The sequence below is a fragment of the Streptomyces sp. NPDC037126 genome (assembly GCF_055605965.1).
The window spans coordinates 36865-55444 of record NZ_JBVJTD010000021.1 but is presented as its reverse complement, the minus strand read 5'-3'; the positions used below and the strand labels follow the sequence as shown (position 1 = coordinate 55444).

14 protein-coding genes and 1 pseudogene are annotated in these 18580 nt (G+C 72.0%); 6 read left to right on the top strand and 9 right to left on the bottom strand.

The annotated features are described in order from the left end of the window. Positions 1-2 precede the first annotated feature (2 nt). Both ACZ7FF_RS34685 and ACZ7FF_RS34680 read left to right on the top strand, forming a co-directional pair. Entirely contained in the window at positions 3-323 is a 321-nt protein-coding gene (locus tag ACZ7FF_RS34685; protein ID WP_470817417.1) for a MazG-like family protein, read from the top strand. A 243-nt stretch (positions 324-566) separates the two neighbouring features. Next, entirely contained in the window at positions 567-1469 is a 903-nt protein-coding gene (locus tag ACZ7FF_RS34680) for a C1 family peptidase (protein WP_470817416.1), read from the top strand. Between the two features lie 82 nt (positions 1470-1551). Here ACZ7FF_RS34680 and ACZ7FF_RS34675 read toward each other — a convergent pair whose 3' ends face one another. Together ACZ7FF_RS34675 and ACZ7FF_RS34670 are read right to left on the bottom strand one after the other, a co-directional pair. Next, positions 1552-1779, bottom strand: coding sequence for a hypothetical protein (locus ACZ7FF_RS34675; RefSeq protein WP_470817415.1), 228 nt, complete (start codon positions 1777-1779; stop codon positions 1552-1554). A 447-nt stretch (positions 1780-2226) separates the two neighbouring features. Continuing rightward, the gene (locus ACZ7FF_RS34670) at positions 2227-5028 is read right to left on the bottom strand and encodes a helix-turn-helix transcriptional regulator (RefSeq protein ID WP_470817414.1); all 2802 of its coding nucleotides are present in this window, start codon (positions 5026-5028) and stop codon (positions 2227-2229) included. Positions 5029-5346: 318 nt separating this feature from the next. Between ACZ7FF_RS34670 and ACZ7FF_RS34665 the strand changes: the two genes are divergently transcribed. Then, a complete protein-coding gene (locus ACZ7FF_RS34665) occupies positions 5347-6135 on the top strand; it encodes a DUF3152 domain-containing protein (RefSeq protein WP_470817412.1) in 789 nt (262 codons plus the stop codon). Between the two features lie 42 nt (positions 6136-6177). Here the strand turns inward: ACZ7FF_RS34665 and ACZ7FF_RS34660 are convergent, their stop codons facing one another. The 5 genes from ACZ7FF_RS34660 to ACZ7FF_RS34640 are packed head-to-tail and all read right to left on the bottom strand — an operon-like array spanning position 6178 to position 11943. Beyond that, complete coding sequence (locus ACZ7FF_RS34660) at positions 6178-6870, bottom strand: hypothetical protein (protein ID WP_470817410.1); 693 nt, start codon at positions 6868-6870, stop codon at positions 6178-6180. Next, entirely contained in the window at positions 6867-8348 is a 1482-nt protein-coding gene (locus ACZ7FF_RS34655) for a sensor histidine kinase (protein ID WP_470817409.1), read from the bottom strand. Before ACZ7FF_RS34655 ends, ACZ7FF_RS34660 begins: the two co-directional genes overlap by 4 nt. Continuing rightward, positions 8345-9028 (bottom strand): response regulator, encoded by a 684-nt coding sequence (locus ACZ7FF_RS34650; protein ID WP_470817407.1) that lies wholly within the window; start codon positions 9026-9028, stop codon positions 8345-8347. Before ACZ7FF_RS34650 ends, ACZ7FF_RS34655 begins: the two co-directional genes overlap by 4 nt. 18 nt (positions 9029-9046) lie before the next feature. Beyond that, complete coding sequence (gene murJ, locus ACZ7FF_RS34645) at positions 9047-10759, bottom strand: murein biosynthesis integral membrane protein MurJ (protein WP_470817405.1); 1713 nt, start codon at positions 10757-10759, stop codon at positions 9047-9049. Then, positions 10756-11943 carry a lipid II:glycine glycyltransferase FemX gene (locus ACZ7FF_RS34640; RefSeq protein WP_470817403.1) on the bottom strand — a complete coding sequence of 396 codons (1188 nt, stop codon included), beginning with the start codon at positions 11941-11943 and terminating at the stop codon, positions 10756-10758. The genes murJ and ACZ7FF_RS34640 overlap by 4 nt, the downstream gene beginning before the upstream one ends. A 225-nt stretch (positions 11944-12168) precedes the next feature. Here ACZ7FF_RS34640 and ACZ7FF_RS34635 point away from each other — a divergent pair, with 225 nt between their 5' ends. Continuing rightward, positions 12169-13359: a L,D-transpeptidase family protein gene (locus ACZ7FF_RS34635; protein WP_470817401.1), complete on the top strand. Its 1191-nt coding sequence runs from the start codon at positions 12169-12171 to the stop codon at positions 13357-13359. A gap of 143 nt (positions 13360-13502) precedes the next feature. Here ACZ7FF_RS34635 and ACZ7FF_RS34630 read toward each other — a convergent pair whose 3' ends face one another. Together ACZ7FF_RS34630 and ACZ7FF_RS34625 are read right to left on the bottom strand one after the other, a co-directional pair. Further along, positions 13503-13796, bottom strand: coding sequence for a hypothetical protein (locus ACZ7FF_RS34630; RefSeq protein ID WP_470817399.1), 294 nt, complete (start codon positions 13794-13796; stop codon positions 13503-13505). 982 nt (positions 13797-14778) lie between these two features. Beyond that, positions 14779-15378 (bottom strand): hypothetical protein, encoded by a 600-nt coding sequence (locus ACZ7FF_RS34625; protein ID WP_470817397.1) that lies wholly within the window; start codon positions 15376-15378, stop codon positions 14779-14781. A gap of 477 nt (positions 15379-15855) precedes the next feature. Here ACZ7FF_RS34625 and ACZ7FF_RS34620 point away from each other — a divergent pair, with 477 nt between their 5' ends. Beyond that, the gene (locus ACZ7FF_RS34620) at positions 15856-16242 is read left to right on the top strand and encodes a hypothetical protein (protein WP_470817396.1); all 387 of its coding nucleotides are present in this window, start codon (positions 15856-15858) and stop codon (positions 16240-16242) included. Between the two features lie 399 nt (positions 16243-16641). Next, a pseudogene (locus tag ACZ7FF_RS34615) lies at positions 16642-18264 on the top strand (glycosyl hydrolase family 95 catalytic domain-containing protein); the annotation flags it as partial. Between the last annotated feature and the right edge of the window lie 316 nt (positions 18265-18580).

Here is an 18580-nt window from a genome sequence, read left to right as displayed (position 1 = left end):
CGGTGGAGGACACGCTCTGGGCCCGTGTGGAACACCTGCGGCACTGGCTGGACACGCACGCCGACCCCGAACTGGCAGGAGACATACGCCTGTGGCGCGTCCTCAAGATCAGTGAGGAGGTCGGCGAGGTCGCCGAGGCGATGCACGGCGCGACGGGGGCCAACCCGCGCAAGGGCGTCTCCCACACCTGGGACGACGTCCACACGGAGCTGTGCGACGTGGTCGTGGCGAGCATGATGGCGCTCGCCACGTGCACCCCCCGGGCCGCGCAGTTGCTCGACGAACGCGTGCGGCACCTCATCGACCGGGTCACCCCGGTCTGATGCCCAAGTGCCGTTGCCGGCAGGGGAAGTCCGGGTCCGATCGCGTGAGCGCCGGGGAGCGGGCCGCCGCTGCCCCTTCGGGCATTGTCATGCGCACGTCATGACAGGTGCATGTAACCACCGGTAAGTTCCTCGGCGACCGAAGGCGGGCCCGGCAGGGCGGAGTCGCTTCGGAACACATGTCCCGCGTCCCCCCACCTGCACTCGGGTCTGTCCCCCCACTCGTGCCAAGGAGCCCGAACCATGCGCTCGCACATAGCCGTCGGCCTTGCCGCGGCAGTCGCACTGTCCTGTCTTACCCCCGCCGTGGCCGCGACCACCGCGTCCGCCGCCACCGGCCGAACCGCCACACACGCCCACCACGCCCAGCACGGACTCGGCCTCGACCTGAACGCACTGCGCGGCAGGCACGCCCTCAAGCGGGTGTTGCACGAAGGCGCGCAGCCGGTGTTCAAGCGGTCCGAAGCCGCCCCGGAGAGCGCGGACTTGAGCCAGTATGCCCTTTCCCCGGGCGACCAGGGCACCGTCGGCGCCTGCGTCGCGTGGGCCACCGGGTACTCGGCGTACGGCATCGTCATGAACGAGCAGGGCATCAGCGGGCCCCCGATGGCCCCCATGTACATCTACTCGCAGATCGCCCGGGGCGACGACCAGGGCACCACCGCGAGCGTCGCGCTCCCCATGGAGCAGCAGCAGGGTATCGACACCCAGGACGACTACTGGCAGGGCACCGAGGACTACACGACCCAGCCCGACGACAACGAGCGCGCCAACGCGGCCCAGTACAAGCTGTCGGGCTTCGACGAGCTGCCCACCAGCGGCGACTCCGCCAGATCCGCCATCGAGAACGCCGTATCCCAGGGCGAGCCCGTGGTGATCGGCTTCCAGGTCCACGAGAGCTTCAGGCACCTGAACTCCCAGACCGCCTCGGACTACAGCTACCTGCCCGGAGACTCCTCCAGCGACCCGGTCATCGGAGGCCACGAGGTGACCATCGTCGGTTACAGCGGCCAGGGCGTGAAGATCGAGAACAGCTGGGGCACCAGCTGGGGCGACGGCGGCTACTTCACCGTCCCGTGGAGCTTCTTCAACACCGGCGACATCATGGAGGTCCACGCCGTCGGCAAGCTGGCCCCCCAGAACTGAGCCATGACGGGCGGCAGTCCGCGGCTGCCGCCCGCCCGGCAACGCCGGGCCCGGCACGCGTGCCTGGCCACCGGCCCACCGGTCAGCCCCGCGCTCCGCTGTCCGCCGGAGGCAGGCCGTGGGCCGTCATCCGGTGGCTCATGCCGCTGGCCGTGACGGTCAGCCAGGTGCGCAGGGACAGGCCGTCCTCGCCGCGCCAGGCCGCGTCCGCGGTGGTGTGCAGCGCCGTGCAGATCCAGCAGCCGGGGACGGGCATGAAGGCGTTCGCCGGTGCGTGCGGGCGTGCCCGGGGTGGGGGGACGTCGATCATGGGGCGGTGTTCTCCGTCGGGAGAGAGATACCTCCGTGTCGGTGAGCGGTACCAACGGGCCCGGCCCGGGATACCGACGACGCGAGGCAATCGTTGCTGTGGCGTCAGCCGCCGGCGCCCCGACCGAGGGATGGCGGCGGCCGGGGCGCCGGAGCGGGACCGGTCCCAGTGCCGATCAAGCACAATCTAGGCTCCCCGCACCGCTGCGAGCCCCGCGGTCGTCGTCGGCCCGCGGGCGGATGATCTGCCCAGACGGCGCTCACGGCCCGCCGTGCACGCCCTTCGTGCCCGTTCCTCCGTTTTTCGTCAGCCCGGTCGTGCCCATGTGCCGTGCCGTCGCCGGCCGGTACGCTCCCGGAAGTGCTCACGCGGGCCGAGCGCTGGGTCGTGACCGCACCCAAAGCGCCCCGGCGGAAGCCACCGTGTACCGGCGCCGAGCCGGGCTGTTCAGACGCGGGGTGAACGCCCCTGCTGTATCAGGTCGCGCAGCTCGCGCCGCCCCGTGAGGCAGAACTTCTGGTAGATGTGGCCGAGGTGGTACTCGACCGTCTTGCTGCTGATGAACAGCCTCGCGGCGATCTCCCGGTTGGTGAGTCCCTGGCTGACGAGCTGGGATATGTCCCGCTCGCGGTCGGTGAGTTCGGCCTCGTACAGCGCGCCACCACCGGTGGGGCGGCCGGCGGTGGCCGGGACCGCCAGTTCGTCGCGGTAGCGCCGCAGGAAGGCCTGGGCACCGAGCGCCTCCAGGCCGCCCCGGGCCTGGGCGAAGTACTTCGCCGCCCCGACGCGTTCTCCCGTCCGGGCCAGCAACCGGCCGTGGCTGTGCGCCAGCATCGCCCGGTGCAGGGGCGGATCGTCGGCGGCGGCGGGACGGGCCAGTCCCTCCTCGAAGATGGCGCGGGCCCGCCCGGGATTCCCGCGGGCATCCGACAGTCGGCCGGACAGCCAGGCCACGGCGGTGCGCATCGAGGGAGCGGAGCCGCTCAGTTCCGACAGACGGTCCAGCGCCACGGCGGCACCGGGCAGGTCACCCGTGGCGATCAGCGCTTCCGCGTACAGCGGCTGCCACCATGTCCGACTGGACAACGGCCCCGTGTCCGGCTCGGCCGTCAGGACGGTCTGCAGCGCGGCGAGCACTCCGGAGTAGTCGCCCCGGGCCTGGGCCAGCACGGCCTGCCCGATGGCGGCTGTCGGAAGCCCGTGCGCCGGCCGCACGGCTCTTGACCACTGATACGAGGACTGGACGAGTTCGTGGGCCCGCTGCCACTGCCCGCGCCCTGCCGGCACCCACGAGGCGATGCAGTACGCGTACGGGAACGCCCACGGCTTCTCCTCGGCCTCGCAGATGGCGAGGGCGAGCCCGGCACTGATCGCGGCCTCGTCCCAGTGACCGAGGAAATACTGTGAGGCCGCGAGATTGGCGTAGGTGAACTCCGAGGTGACGGCGTAGCCGTTGGTGCGGGCCGCCTCCAGTGCCACGGTGAGTTCGTGCTGGGCGTCGGCGAGGTCTCCGGCCCACATCTGCAGCATTCCGCGGTACGCGCGCTGCAGGGCCTGCTCCGCGGCGGAGCGCGGCCGGCCCTTCTGCACCAAGGTGTCGTACTCGCCCAGGGCCTCGCGCGCACCGTCGGAATAGCTCCGGGCCAGCCCCAGGGCGCCGGCCGTCCACGGCGCCAGCTGCGGCTCCAGGAAGCCGTCCGCCAGCACGTCCCGGAGCAGGGGAACCGCCTTGCCCGCATGCCCGTCCAGGACGTACTCGATCCCGAGCCAGGTGCCGGCCATGGCCCGCACGAACCCCGCTCCGGGATCGGTCGCCCGCCCGCCCTCCAGGGCTTCGGTGAGCATGTCCGCGGCGCCGAGCGAGCCGCGGGGCGTGCCGTACCCGCCCAGTACCAGGCTCCGCAACGGGCAGGGCGCGGCCGCCCGCACCTTCGTCAGGAGCGTCTCCACCCGTGTGTACTGCTGGGCCCACAGCAGACGTGCCGCCGCGGTGAGCAGCAGGCGTTCCCGCTCCGCCCCCGTGGGCTCCACCTCCGCGGCCCACAGCAGCAGGGTCGCGCACTTCACCGCTTCACCGGCCGCGTGGTGCTCGGCGGCGGCCTGCTCCAGCTCGCGGGCGAGACCGGCGTCGCCGCCGGGCGTGGCCGCGACCCTGTGTGCCCAGGAGGCGGAGCGGGGGACGAGGGTCGCGGCGGTCGCGTGCAGTGTCCGCAGGCGACCGGGCGAGGTGGCGTCCAGGATCGCCTCACGCTGCAACCGATGGCTGATCTCGACCACGGGGGACGGCCGGCTGGGCCACCAGCGCACAAGGCCTTGGGCCAGCAGGGATTCGAGCGCCGCGTCGGGTTCCGCCACGTCGGCCACGCGGGCGGCGGTGGCGAGCGGCACCCGGCCGCCGAGCACGGCCATGCCCTCGACCACCCTGCGCGCCGGGGCGGGCAGGGCCTCCAACTGCCCGCGCAGCGCCTGGGCCAGCGAGGTCGGCACCGGCAGCGAGTCGCCCTGACGGGCCACTCGCTCCATCGGGAACTCCGCGAGCAGCGTCTGCAGGTACAGGGCGTGGCCTTCGGTGTGCTTCCGCAGCCTTTCGGCCGTCCCGGCGCCGACGGGACGGCCGTAGGCCTGCGTGGCCAGCTCCCGCACCTCGGTGGACTCCAGCCCGTTCAGAGTCAGCTCACAGCTGCGCGGCGTACTGGCGACCAGGCGGGAGAGGTCCGGCTCCCCGGCCCGGCCGGCCTCCGGGACGCTGCGGGCGAGCAGCACGGTGAGGACCGCGTCGGCCTCCAGGCGGCGCAGCACGAACCCCAGCACCTGGGCGGAGGGACGATCGGCCCACTGCATGTCGTCGACGATCAGCAGCACCGGTCCCCGGTTCTGCAGTTCGCCCAGCAGCCCCAGCAGCCCCAGCAGCTCCGCACCCACCTGGAACGGCTCCGCCGTCGCGGGAATCACCCCTGTGAGCAGGGCGAACCGGTTCAGGGCGGTGCGCGCCACGCGGGACACCAGCTGCCCGATCACACCGAACGCGGCGTCCTGCTCGGACGGGTCGCAGGCGGCGCGGAGCACCTGCTGCTCCCCGGGAGCCAGCCCCGCCACCCAGTGACGTACGAGCGTGGTCTTCCCGATGCCCGGTGCGCCCCGGATCAGCACGCTCGAAGCCGTGCCGGACCGGGCCTCGCGCAGACAGCGGTCCATGCGGTCCAGTTCACAGACACGTCCCACGAACATGGTGTCGTCGACGCCGGCCATCGGTGCCCTATGCACCCGTCACGGCTTCGGTGTGCCACAGCCGCGTCTGCAGACGCCGTTCCATGGCCGAATACTAGTCCTTGCGGGAAGCGCCCACGCCGGCCCGGACGTGACGCCGGGACGACGGCCGGGCCGGCGGCACGCCGCCTCCGCTGTTACAGAACGGTCGGAAGGCGATCCGGGTCCGGTCACACGGCGCGGGCAGGCTGCGCGTTCATGACTGCGCACCGATCGGTCCCCTCGCGGCCTCCCGCGGCCCATCGCCGCGGGAAGGGACGCCGCGCCCGTCGCCAAAAGGGCAGGCGCCGGGGCTTCTGGGTGGGACTCGGCCTCGTGCTGCTGCTCGCCGGAGCGTTCCCCTGGTTGCTGCACATGGAGGAGTCCGGCGACGGCGGCGCCGCGGTCAGGAAGTCGTCCACAGTGCGTGCCTCACGAGCCGACGCGCGCGATCCCGCACCCGACAGGTCCACGGCCGGTGACGACACGAAGGCCCGGAAGAACGGCGGGCAAGGGCGGGAAGAGAAGAAGAAACCGGTGATCCCCTCGTCGGGGCCGGGGACCTTCGAGGCCGCCCCGGGCGGCGGGGCCGCTTTCGGCGGGACGGAACGGGTCCTCACCTACCGGGTCCAGGTGGAGGACGGCATCGGAATCTCGCCGGCCGAGTTCGCGGTCGTGGTCAACCGGGTGCTCAGGGACCCCCGGGGGTGGACGGCCGACGGGAGGACCGGCTTCCGCCGGGTGTCCGGCGCGGTCTCCGACTTCCGCATCCGGCTCGCCACGCCGGGGACGGTGGACCACATCTGCGGGGAGTCCGGGCTGGACACAGGAGGTGAGCTGAACTGCGACGTGGGCCAGGACGTCATGGTCAACCTCAAGCGCTGGGACGAGGGCAGCCAGTACTACGCACACGACATCCCGGCGTACCGGGCCCTGATCATCAACCACGAGGTGGGGCATTTCCTCGGGCACGACCATGAGACATGCCCCGGTCCGGGAAAGCCGGCACCGGTGATGATGCAGCAGATCAAGGGGCTGCACGGCTGCACGGTCAATGTCTGGCCCTACGACAGGGACGGCCGGCCCATCACCGGGCCGCCGGTGGCCTGACCGCTCCCCGGCCCGCTCCCGGCGGGACATCCGGGGGAGCCCTCAGTGCGCCTGTACGGGAGGCTCGGTACTCGGCCCCTCCTGCGGCGGACGGGTTCCGCCCTGGACACCGAGGTCACAGGTGTCGGCGGAAGTGCGGCCGTCACGCCCCATGATCACCACCGGCGTCCGTTCCCGGCCGTCGACGGCGTACGCGGTCGTGCAGATCAGCTGGTTGCGCGCGGTCCTGTTCAGTCCGCGCACCGGGATGGGCAGGCTGATCACCGTCTCCGCATTCCCGGAGAGGCTGACGTGCACGGTGCTGCCACCGGCGGCGCGGGGCAGTGCCGTGCCGAGTCCCGCCGCGGTCTCGTCCGGCCCCGGTCCCCGGAGCAGGAGCTGGAGCGCCACTTCCGCCGCCGCATCCACGGAGCGTTGCCCCATCATGCCGCCGCCGGGCTGGGGAACGGGAGCGAGCCGGCCGTCCGGGGCACGGAAGAAGAGCACGGTTCCGCCACCCGGTCCCGGGACGGCGTTGAGGGTGGCGGGGGCGCCCGCGCTGACGACGTCCGTCTGCTGTATGCCGCACCCCGCGAGCAGCAGGGCCACCGGCAGGATCCGCGCGCAGCGCCGGACCCCGGCCACCGCCGCACGCCCCGGCACCCGTCCGCCCGGGTCCCCCGGCACCGGCCCCCTCACCGCCCGTCCGCCCGGCACCCACGCCTCCACCGCCCGTCCGCTCCGCACGCTTCTCATGCCTCGGCCTCCTGCCTGTGCAGCGGTATCTCCACGGTGAACACCGCACCGCCGCCAGGCCGGTTCGCCGCCCGGATCGTCCCTCCGTGCAGCCGCACGTTCTCCAGGGTGATGGCGAGACCGAGTCCGCTGCCCGCCGAGCGGGTCCGTGCGGCATCGGCCTTGTAGAAGCGGTCGAAGACATGCGGCAGCACCTCGGCGCTGATTCCGGGGCCGCTGTCCAGGACCTCGGTGACCAGCGAGGGACCCCGGCCAGGCGCCGTGTCCACCCGGAGCCGGACGGTGACGGGCGCACCTCCGTGGCGCAGCGCGTTGCCGACCAGGTTGGCGATCACGACGTCGAAACGGCGCGGGTCGAGGCGGGCCCGCAGACCGGCGGCCAGTTCGGTGCGTACACGGCCGTCGGTCCAGTGGCGATTCTGCAGGGTCTTCACGATGGTCTCGGCCGGGTCGACCTCGTCGGAGTTCAGCTCGGCCGCACGGGCGTCGAAGCGGGACATCTCCATCAGGTCCTCGACCAGCACGGCGAGTCTGCCGGTCTCGGCACTGACCAGCCGTACCGCCCGCGCGGTGTCCGGGTCCAGGAGGTCGGCGTCCTCGTCGAGGACGTCGGTGACGGCGAGCATGCCGGCGAGCGGGGTGCGCAGTTCGTGCGAGACGTCGGAGGCGAAGCGGCGGGCGCGCGCCTCGGCCTCGCGCAGTTCGTGCACGGTTCGCTCCAGCCGGCTCGCCGAGTCGTTGAAGGTGCGGGCCAGCTGGGCGAGTTCGTCACCGCCGCGGACGGGGATACGGGTGCCGAGCCGTCCGCTGCCCATGCTGTGCGCCGCCTGCCGCAGGTCACGGACCGGGCGCAGCACACTGCGCGCCGTCAGCAGCGCGGGGATGAGGGCGAGGGCGAGGCCGGGCACGGCACCGTCCCGGGCCGCGGTCAACAGCGCGCGGGAGCTGGTCTGTTCGGCGGTCAGTTCCATCACGGCGTAGAAGACGACCCGGCTGGGCAGCGTCCCGCCGGAGCCGGTCGCGAGGACGGCGGGCATCCCGATGGCCAGATAGGGCTTGCCGTCCTTGATCACCCGCTGGAAGCTGCCCTGGGTACCGGTCGCGGTTGCGCGGCGCAGCTCGGTGCTGACCACGGCGGACACGGGCCGGTCACCGGAGGAGACGCGGAGGGAGCCGTACTCGGCGAAGACCACCCAGGGGTGCGGATTGCTGCTGCCGGCGATGTTCCGCAGGGCGGACCGGAGGGGGTCGGCCTGCACGGGCATCGTGAGACCTGTCCGCTGCACCTGCTGGCGGAACGAGGAGACCGCGGTGTCCTGCGTCGTCTGCAGCAGCGAGTTGCGGGCCTCACGGTAGGTGAGGGCGGCGGTCGTGCAGGCGCTCACGGCGGCGATCAGCAGGAACGCGGACACCAGCCGGACGCGCAGTCCGAACAGCACGGTCGGCCCGCGTCGGCGGCGCGCGTCCCGCGTGCTCACAGGGGCCCGAACCGGTAGCCGAAACCGCGCAGCGTCTGTATGTACCGGGGGGAGCCCGCGCTGTCCCCGATCTTGTTGCGAAGCCGCCGGACACACGCGTCGACCAGCCGAGCGTCGGCGTGGTAGCTGTGCTCCCAGACGTGCTCCAGCAGCTGCTGCCGGCTGAACACCTGCTCCGGCGCGGAGGAGAGGTGCAGCAGGAGTCTCAGCTCGGAAGGCGCGAGCGCGACCGGCCGCCCCTCCCTGCTGACGGTCAGGCCGACCCGGTCGATCGCCAGGTCGCCGTGCACCTCGACCACCGGGCGGCCCGGACCGGGGGCTTCGATGCGGCGCAGCACCGCGCGGATCCGGGCGTCGATCACGTCGGTGCGGGCCGGCTTGACGATGTAGTCGTCGGCGCCCGCCTCCAGACCCACGACCACGTCGAAGTCGTCGCCGCGCGCGGTGAGCATGATGACGGGCAGCTGACTCTGCTCGCGCACGCGCCTGCAGACCTGGACGCCGTTCATCCCGGGCAGCATCAGGTCGAGCAGCAGCAGGTCGGGATGGAAGTCGTTCAGGGCGGCCAGGCCGACCTCGCCCGTCGTGGCGGACCGCACGGTGTGGCCGCGCCTGCGCAGGCCGAGTTCGACCCCTTCTCGGATGGACGGGTCGTCTTCTATGAGCAGGATTCGAGGCATCTGTTTCTCCTCGGGTGGTCAGCGCCTGGTCACTCGCCGACGGGCACCGGTGAGGAGTGTAAGCAGTTCGTCCAGCCGCAGCGGGCGGGCGAGCAATGTGAAGGAAAGCACTATCGCGCTGGTCCCGGCCGCGACCGCCGCGAGTGCCCCGGCCGGCTCCGCGCCCTGTGCGGCCAGGTGGCCGAGTACGGCGGCGGGCACCGCGGCCAGGAGCAGCCGGGCCTGGGCGGCGACGGTGGAGGACCTCAGCGGCCGTGCGAGGGCGAGGCGGCGGCCCAGCACCCGGCCGGTCACCAGCCAGCCCGTCCACAGCGCCACGGAGTAGGCCGCGGCCATCCCCGTCACGGCCCAGCGCGGCGGCAGCAGCCCGTAGGCGACCAGGGACAGCGCGGCGTTGAGGCCCGCGATCACGAGGTTGAGCAGGAAGGGGGTGCGGGTGTCGGAGAGGGCGTAGAAGGTACGCCACAGGACGTACTGACCGGACAGGGCGACCAGACCGGGTGCGAAGGCCATCAGGACACCGGCCATCGCCGCCGCGTCCGAGGTACTGGTCCTGCCGTAGGCGAAGAAGAGGGACATCAGCGGCTGGGCGACGGCGAACAGCAGGCAGGCGGCCGGAACGATGCCGGCGGCGCTGACACGCAGCGCGTAGGAGACGTGGCGCCGGACGGCCGCGGTGTCCGTGTCGGCGGCTGCCGCGCTCATCCGCGGCAGCAGCGCGGTGACGAGGGAGACGGTGATGATCCCTTGGGGCACGGACCACACCAGGTAGGCGTTGGTGTACGCGCTGTAGCCGGGGCCGCCGGCCGTTCCGGCGGCGGTGGCCAGCCGGGTGGTGACCCAGTAGGCGGCCTGGTTGACCAGTACCAGCAGGACCAGCCAGCCCGCGGAACGCAGCGGGTGGCCCAGGCCGCTGCCGTACCAGTCGAAGCGGGGCCGCCAGCGGAAGCGGGCCGCGCGCAGCGCGGGGACGAGGGCGAGCGCCTGTACGGCGATGCCGGCGGTCGTGCCCCAGCCGAGCAGTGCGGTCTCGGCCCCGGTGAGCGGTCCGGAGCGGTGCGCGGTGACCGTGAGATAGAGACCGAAGACGGTGATGACGACCACGTTGTTGAGGACGGGCGTCCACATCATCGCGCCGAACCGGTCACGGGCGTTGAGCACTTGCCCCAGCAGGGTGAACAGTCCGAGGAAGAAGATCTGTGGCAGGCAGTAGCGGGCGAACGCGACCGTCATGGCCGCCTGGGCACCGGAGTAGTCCGTGTAGGCGCCGATGATCGCGGGCGCGGCCCAGACCGCCGCCGCGGTGATGGCCACCAGGCCGGCGACACAGGCGGTGAGCAGCCGGTCGGTGTAGGCGGCACCGCCGTCCTCGTGGGTCTTGGCGGCCTTGACCAGTTCGGGCACGAACACCGCGTTCAGCGCGCCGCCGAGCAGCATCGTGTAGATCATCGTCGGCAGGGCGTTGCCCACGGCGTAGGCGTCGGCCGTCGGGCCGATGGTGCCGATCGCGGCCGCGACCACGGCGGCCCGGGCGAAGCCGGTGGCCCGGGAGACCAGCGAACCGGCGGCCATCACGGCACCGCTGCGCAGCGTGGAGGATCGTGCGCGCCGCGTCCGGCGCCGCCGCCGGCCCGGCCCGGGTACCGCGTCCACGGCGGAACGTGGGCCGGCCGTGCCCGGCTCGCCGGGGGTGGGGGAGTCCCCGCCGATGCTCTGCCCGGCCGCCGTCATCGGCGGGCCATGTAGGTCTGGAACGCGCGGTAGAGGGTCTGGTTGGTCATGCCGGGCAGGGGGCGCTCCCACTCCCCGAGCGTCTCCACGACCTGGCCGCCGGTGCCGAGTTTCCAGCGCATCAGTCCGAACCCGCGCTCGTCCGGGTCGAGGGTGGTGCCCACCCCTCGCATGTCGTAGACGTCCGCGCCGTGCGCGTGGGCGTCGACCAGCATCTGCCACTGCAGCGCGTTGGAGGGCCGGACCTCGCGGCGGTGGTCGGCGGAGGCTCCGGTCTGGTACCAGATCCGGCGGCCCACCGTGATCATCGTGTGGGCGGCCAGGATCTCCCCGTCCAGGCGGGCCAGGTAGAGCTTCATCCGGCCCGGCTCCTCGGCGTTCAACGCGGCGTGCTGACGCTGGTAGTACGCGAGCGACCGGCCGAGCCGGAATCCGTCGCGCTCCTCCGTGATCCTCAGGAGCCGGTAGAAGTGCGGCAGATCGTTGATGCGGCCGACCGACACCTCGACGCCCTCCCGGCGCGCCCGCCGCACATTGCGCCGCCACTCCTGGTTGAGACCGGCCCACAGGTCGTCGGTGCCGCGTCCGGCGAGTGGGACGCGGAAGACATGACGGGGCTGGGCGTCCGCCGGCAGGTCGGCCGTGCCGTCGCCGCAACGCTGCCAGCCGCGGTCGCGCAGCTGCTCCGCGACCGCGGTGCCCAGCGGATCGACCTCACTGGCCAGGGTGTCGCAGAGCCGTCTGCCCGGCCCGGTCGCCGACTTGAGCCTGGCAGCGTCCCAGTGCCGGTACGTCAGCGAGGGGCCGATGCGCACGGCGAAGGCGCCCTCGGCGCGCAGGTGGTCCAGCAGCGGGTCCAGCCAGCCGTCCAGCGGGGCCGTCCAGTCGGCTACGGGGCCTTCGGGCAGGTAGGCGAAGTACTTGCGGGTGCCGGGGAACTGCCTCAGCAGTACCAGCGCGACGCCGTCGAGCTCGCCGGCGCCGGGGTTCCGCCCCCAGCCCAGCAGCAGGGTGTGCCAGCCGTCCTTGACCGCCGCCCAGGACGGGCACTGCAGGAAGCTGGCACCGAGAGCCGCTCCGGCGCGGGACGCGAGGAAGGCACGGTAGACGTCGGGGGTGACGGACTCCAGACGGACGGCCTGGTGCCCGCGGTCACGGCTGGACGAGACGAGCAGCGCTGACACGGCGGCACCTCGCTGTTTCTGTGCGGTCTCTATGTGCTGTCACGGAACGCAGCAGATGCTCACAGCGGCCCGTGACCGTCCCGCGCGGGCCGTGTGACCGGACGATGACCGTTCCGACGCGGTCGTGGTCACGGTGTCGGTGAAGCCGGTCACCTGCGGTTTTCCGGTCCTACAGTCCTGACAGCCGCTCGGCTCCGGTCCCTTTCGCAGTCATGGAGAGTCCAGATGAAGCGCATACGTGTCCGTGCCCGGGTCGGGGTGCCGGCCGCCGCCGTGGTGCTGTCGGTCACGCTGGCCGGCTGCTCGTCGGGCACCGCACCCAAGTCGGCGGCCGACGGGGGAAAGGGCGGGCACACGGTGAAGATCTCGGTCACACCCAAGGGGGAGCACGCCTCCGCGGGCGAGCCGGTACAGGTCACCGCGAGGGGCGGACGTCTCACCTCCGTCACGGTGACCGGGACCGGCGGTGTCCGTCTGACGGGCCGGCTCTCGGCCGACGGCACGCGGTGGAGCTCGGACCGCAAGGCGGCACCCGGCACGGACTACCGGGTCCGGGCGGCGACCCGGGCCGGGGACGGCACCACCGGCACCGCCCGCGCCTCCTTCGCCACGGCGCGGGCGGCCCTGGTCAACAAGGTCGACTGGCGGCCGGGCACCGGCGGCACGGTCGGCGTGGCCCAGCCCGTTTCGCTCGTCTTCGACCGTCCCGTGACGAACAAGGCCGAGGTCGAGAAGCAGCTCAGGATCACCACGTCGAACGGCACCGAGGGGTCCTGGGGCTGGCTGCGGGACTGGTCGGGGAGGGACCGCGTGGACTGGCGGCCCCGTACGTACTGGGAGCCCGGCACGAAGGTGACCCTGGACGCCGAACTGAACGGCACCGACTCGGGCACCGACGGCGGCTGGTTCGTACGGGACTACACGACGAGCTTCACCATCGGCAGGAGCCAGGTCATGAAGACCGACCTGGACAGCGACCGGCTCACGGTCGTGCGCGACGGCAGGACGGTGCGGACCATCCCGGTGTCCGGCGGCACACCCGGCAAGGACACGCGCTCCTGGCACGGCACCGCGGTGGTGGTGGCGAAGGAGGGCACGGTCAGGATGAACTCGGAGACCGTGGGCCTCGGCCACACCTACGACCAGAAGGTCCACTACTCGATGCGGCTGACCTGGTCGGGGATGTACGCGCATGCCGCACCGTGGAACGCCGCCTACCTGGGCAAGGCCAACCGCAGTCACGGCTGCATCGGAATGAGCAACGCCGACGCGTCCTGGCTCTACCAGCACGTCCTGCCGGGTGACCCGTTCGAGATCGAGGGCAAGGACACCAAGGGCGTGGTGGCGCCGGGCAACGGCTTCGGCGACTGGAATCTGTCGTGGGCCGCATGGCAGGGGAAGAGCGCACTGCGCTGAGTGCTCCGGTCCTGCTGTCGGGAGACCCGGGTGCGGGGCCGTCGTACCGTGTCCCCGCCTGACCCCGGGGCACCTGCCCGCTGTCGCGGGGCGGTGCGGCGGCACCACTCGCGCGGCCGGCTCCCCGGGCGACGTGCGGGCCGTCAGCCGGCCCAGCGTCCCGACAGGAAGGTGAGGGCGAAGACGGTCGACACGGGCGCGACCACGGACAGGTACGCGGTCTTGATCCACGCCCTGCGCAGGCTCCAGGCGGCGAGCGCCGTCCACAGGGGCCACCACAGGAGAGTGGAGCGGGGGACGGACATGTACCAGTAGGACGTGCCCAGGGCCCACAGCGTGAGCGCCATGTATGTGGCCTCGGCCCAGCGGCGCTGCCGGATCATCAGACCGAGCACGCACAACCCCACCAGCATGGCGAGGAGTTCGGCCTGCGACATGAAGGCGGAGTTCGTGGTCTCGATGTGTCCGAAGGCCTGGTGCCAGGTGTTGCCCCAGGTCTCCCAGGGAGTGTGCGGGATGCGGTACCAGCCGCGTGCCTGGGCGTGTTGCCAGGCCGCCCAGTCGCCGGTGTGCGCGTGGAGGAATCAGCCGTAGAGGACGGCCGGCACCGCGGGCGCTCAGCACGAAGTCGACGGCGAGCGCGGCGGCCAGGAAGATCGCGCCGGGGGAGAGAAGGAAGAACTGGACGGTGCGTCGGCCGGCGCCCCACTCGGCCAGGTGCAGCTCGGCGATCCGGGACAGGGCGAGGACGGCGACGGCGCCCGCGACGAAGGAGATCAGCAGCCCGGAAAGGGTCCAGGAGGGGACGACGGCGTGGACCGCTCGGAGCAGGAGCGGGAATCCGGGGAAGAAGGCCTCGCGGTTGTCCCAGCCGGTCTGCCAGGGACCTGCTCGGCCGGGGAAGCAGCCGTCCCGGGCGATGCGCAGGTAGAAGCCCCAGTCCCACTGCTGGAAGGGGGCGAGGACCTTGTCCGGCGACTTTGTCGCGCCGTCGGGGGGAAACAGCCACCGGGTGCAGTACGCGGTGATCCAGATGCCTGCCCGGGTCAGCAGGTACAGCCACAGCACCGCACGGTCGGCAGGACGCAACCGGAGGGCCGGGTGTCTTACGAGGCGCCCGGGTGTGCGGCGCGGACGGGACTTCGCGTCGAACGGGGTGTGTGCGAAGGGGCGTCGCCGTGTCCGGGAGCGGGGCGACGGTGCCGGGATGTGTTCCCGGCGCCGGGCGGTACGACTGACATGGGACCTCCCGCCCGGTCCACGGGCTGGCACTATCGCGCGTTGCGGCGGTGCGGCGTTGCGGGTTTCGGTACGGCCGTCCCGTGTCGTTCGCCGGAGCACGGTGCGCGCCGGTGGACGAACGGTGTGGCCGGCTGTCTGCACCGGGCAGGGCGAGGCGGTCTGCGGCGGCTCGCGGTCTCAGGGGCGCGGACGGTTGAACCAGGCCACGCCGGACGGCACGGCCATCGCCGCCGTCATCACGCCGCCGATGACGATCCAGAGAAAGGACCACAGCAGTCCGCCGGTGGATCCCCCTGCCCCGATCAGGAACGCGAAGCCGGCCAGCACTCCCAGAGCGCCGTAGACCATGGTGGTGATGCGGACGCCCTGGCCGCCGCGGCCGAGCTTCACGCCCAGGACGATCGACAGGGCGGCGAGCCCGAGGAAGAACAGGGCGATGAGGAGGGCGATGACGGCACTGCCGTGGCCGAGGTCCGACAGCGGATTGGTGCCGAACTCGTTCTCGCCGGCGTCGGAGGCGCCGTTGAGCGCCGCCGCGCCCACGCCGAGCATGGCACCGATGAGTATCTGGGCGGCCGACACCATGTAGAGGAAGACCCGCGCGGTGACCATCAGCCCGGGCATCGACCGCGGCGTCGCGGGGGCGGCCCGGTGGCCGGGGTAGCTCGGGTGGCCGCCCGGCTGACCGGGGGCCGAAGGAGCCTGCGGATAGCCGTAGTCGTAGCCGGGAGGGGACCCCGGCTGGGTGGGGTGGTTGTGCGGATCGCCGAAGCTCATGGCGGTCTTCCTTCATGGGTGAAGTGCGGGAACGAGCCGCGGCACGGTTCGGGGACCGGGTGCCGCCGGGGCGGACCGAACTGTCCTGTGCCCCCTGTATTTCGAACTCATGTTTACCGGGCGGTTGGTGGCTGTCCACCCGGGCTCTCGACGTGAACCGGGGGAGGTCCCTCACGGTTCACGATGTGGTAAATGCCCTGCGGGGACTACTCCCACTGGCTGGAAAACCGCCGGATCACGGTTCCGGGGCGCGGGCAGCGGCGGAATCCGATGGCCGGAATTGCTCAAGGGGCGTGAGCACTGACCGCGTCCACCGGACGCCGTGGACGCTCGTGGCCCATGTGTACCAAGTCGTGCGGGACCCGTACCCGCTCCCGTCCCAACAGGCAGCGGGGTTGCCCGGACGCCTGCCCGGCGACCGGTGACCGTGCGGAACGGCCGCCTCCTAGAGTCGCAGCGAACTCGGAGGTGATCGGGATGGGGTATGCCCTGTTGGGGCACGGAGAAATGGACATCGACCCGGCGTTCGCCCCGCCGGAGATGAGAACCGTCGCGATCCCCTGGGGGACCAGGATCCGTTTCTACTCCGACGCCCATCGGCCTGCGGACCACGGCCCGCGCGGGCTCGACCTCTGGGAACGGCTCCAGGCGCCGTGGCCTCCCCTCGACAGCAGCCACGTGACGTACAACCTCACGTTGCAGAACGCCGGGAGCCTACGGAGGGACGAGCTCCTGAACGATCCGAGACTGGGCAGGCACACGCTGATCCTGCCCGGCTGGGACGGCGCCGCGGACCCGATGCGCATGTGCACCGGCACCCCGCCACGTGCCCGACCGAGCCGCACCATGTCGCGAACGGAATGAGGCACGGATGCGACGGCGTTCTCGGCACCCTGCGCGGCGACGTCCACTGGCTCGCCTGCACCGGACTTCTCGGGGGCTGCGCCCGGTCATGGCACCCACCGGGTCAGGGCACCGGGCCGGGGGCGCCGCCACGTGTGGAGGATCCTCCTGACGCCTTGTGGGAAACGCACGGCCCACCGCGAGGAGGCTGCCCGTCCGGGTGCCTCTTCGCCCATGGTCCGCCGACGGCAGCCGAGCGCATCCTTGGCGCAGGCGCACCTGTCCGGTCTCGTTCTGTCGGCTGTCCGCCCTTTCCGTGTCGGGACGTTTTGAAGGCGGGGCTCGGTGAGCGGCGGACTGCGGCGCGACAGGAACGCGAAGGCCAGGAGACTGACGACGGCGGCGGTGGCCTCGCTGCTGATGGCCGGCGCGATGCTGCTCCCGAGGGCCCAGGCCACGCCGGCGAGCACGGCGGTCGTGGTGAACGACAGCTACGCGCCCTCCGACTACACCCAGCAGTCGTTCGTCGGCAACGGCTACCTCGCGCAGCGTCTGCCCGCGATCGGCGCAGGCTACCAGGGTCACCTCGGTGGAGGCAACTGGCCACTCAACAACGACCGTTCCACCACCGCACTGGTCGCCGGTGTCTACGAGAAGGCCAAGAACTCCGACTACATCTCCACGCTGCCGACGTGGTCGGACCTCTCCTTCGGCGCGGCCGGGCAGGTGCTCGACCCCGGCGTCGCGGCCGGCCAGATCAGCCGGTACCAGCAGTCGCTGGACATGAGCACGGGCACGGTCACCACCTCGTTCGTCTGGACTCCGGCGACGGGGCAGTCCGCCGACGTGACCTACACCGTGCTGGCCAACCGCAACCGGATGCACCTCGGCCAGGTGCAGGCGACCATCAAGCCGTCGTGGACCGGGAGCCTCTCGGTCACCTCGCTGCTCAACGGAAGCGGCGCCCAGCGGATCACGCCGACCGCACGCGCCGTGGACACCTCGACCGACGCCTCCACCGTCCAGCTGACCACGCCGGGACGCAACACCGACGTCGCGGAAGCCGCCCGGCTGGTCGCCGGCCCGGGAGTCACGGTGTCCCAGCGCACCGCGGTGCAACCCGACGCCGCCCCGGGCACCGTGGGCGAGCAGTGGACCGTGCCGGTGCAGGCCGGATCGACGTACACGTTCACCAAGTACGTCGGAATCTCGACGTCCAACGACGCCGGCACCCCGCTGACCGTCGCACACGACACGGTCGATCAGGCTGTCGCGACGGGCTGGCACTCCCTGGTGTCCGCCAACGACACGGACTGGGCCGCACTGTGGAAGCCGCAGATCACGGTGGGCGACCAGGCCTCGGCGCAGGACGCCGTCACCAGCTCCTCCTACCTGCTGTACGCCAGCCTGCGCGCCGGGGTGGACTTCAGCATCCCGCCGGCCGGCCTGTCGAGCGACAACTACGCCGGAGAGATCTTCTGGGACGCCGACACCTGGATGTTCCCGTCCCTGCTGGCCCTCCACCCGGAACTGGCCAGGTCCCTCGTGATGTTCCGCTACAACACCATCAAGGCGGCCGAGTAGAACGCGGCGGCCGCCGGTTACCAGGGCGGTTCGTGGGCCTGGGACAACGGGCCGAGCGGAACCTGCGGGGGGCTGGCCAGGTGCAGCCACTACGAGGACCACCTCCAGTCGGACATCGCTCTCGCCCAGTGGGAGTACTACGAGGCCACGGGCGACACGGACTGGCTGCGCAGCTACGGCTACCCCGTCCTCAAGGACATCGCGGCGTTCTGGGCCAGCCGCGTCACCAAGCAGTCGGACGGCACGTACCACATCAAGGGAGTGACCGGCCCCGACGAGTACACCTCGAACGTCGACGACGAGTCCGCGACGAACGCCGGGGCGGTCGTCGCGCTGCGGGACGCCGTCGCCGCGGCCAAGGCGCTCGGCGTCAACCCGGACGCGGCCTGGTCGGACGTCGCCGCGCACATGTACATCGCCGCCTCCGACGACGGCACCCACGCCGAATACCCCGGATACACCGATCAGAAGGTCAAGCAGGCGGACACCGTGCTGATGACCTACCCGTTCGGCTACGTCACCGACAACGCCGTCGCGGCCGCCGACCTCGACCGCTACATGCCGGTCACCGACCCGGGCGGCCCGGCGATGACCGCGTCGGTCGAGTCGGTGATAGCGGCACAGGTGGCGCAACCGGGCTGTCTGGACTACACCCTGTTCCATAACTCCTACCTGCCCTTCCTGCGCGGTGCGTACAACCAGTTCAACGAGACCCAGTACCTGAAGCCGTCCGCGGCCAGTCCAACCCCGCGTTCGACTTCGCCACCGGCGCCGG

Bases quoted from the DNA above. Each gene is read 5' to 3' on its own strand.
- ACZ7FF_RS34670 (WP_470817414.1), bottom strand. From the start codon at position 5,028: ATGGCCGGCGTCGACGACACCATGTTCGTGGGACGTGTCTGTGAACTG.
- murJ (WP_470817405.1), bottom strand. From the start codon at position 10,759: ATGACGGCGGCCGGGCAGAGCATCGGCGGGGACTCCCCCACCCCCGGC.
- ACZ7FF_RS34680 (WP_470817416.1), top strand. From the start codon at position 567: ATGCGCTCGCACATAGCCGTCGGCCTTGCCGCGGCAGTCGCACTGTCC.
- ACZ7FF_RS34675 (WP_470817415.1), bottom strand. From the start codon at position 1,779: ATGATCGACGTCCCCCCACCCCGGGCACGCCCGCACGCACCGGCGAAC.
- ACZ7FF_RS34660 (WP_470817410.1), bottom strand. From the start codon at position 6,870: ATGAGAAGCGTGCGGAGCGGACGGGCGGTGGAGGCGTGGGTGCCGGGC.
- ACZ7FF_RS34620 (WP_470817396.1), top strand. From the start codon at position 15,856: ATGGGGTATGCCCTGTTGGGGCACGGAGAAATGGACATCGACCCGGCG.
- ACZ7FF_RS34635 (WP_470817401.1), top strand. From the start codon at position 12,169: ATGAAGCGCATACGTGTCCGTGCCCGGGTCGGGGTGCCGGCCGCCGCC.
- ACZ7FF_RS34650 (WP_470817407.1), bottom strand. From the start codon at position 9,028: ATGCCTCGAATCCTGCTCATAGAAGACGACCCGTCCATCCGAGAAGGG.
- ACZ7FF_RS34625 (WP_470817397.1), bottom strand. From the start codon at position 15,378: ATGAGCTTCGGCGATCCGCACAACCACCCCACCCAGCCGGGGTCCCCT.
- ACZ7FF_RS34630 (WP_470817399.1), bottom strand. From the start codon at position 13,796: ATGTCGCAGGCCGAACTCCTCGCCATGCTGGTGGGGTTGTGCGTGCTC.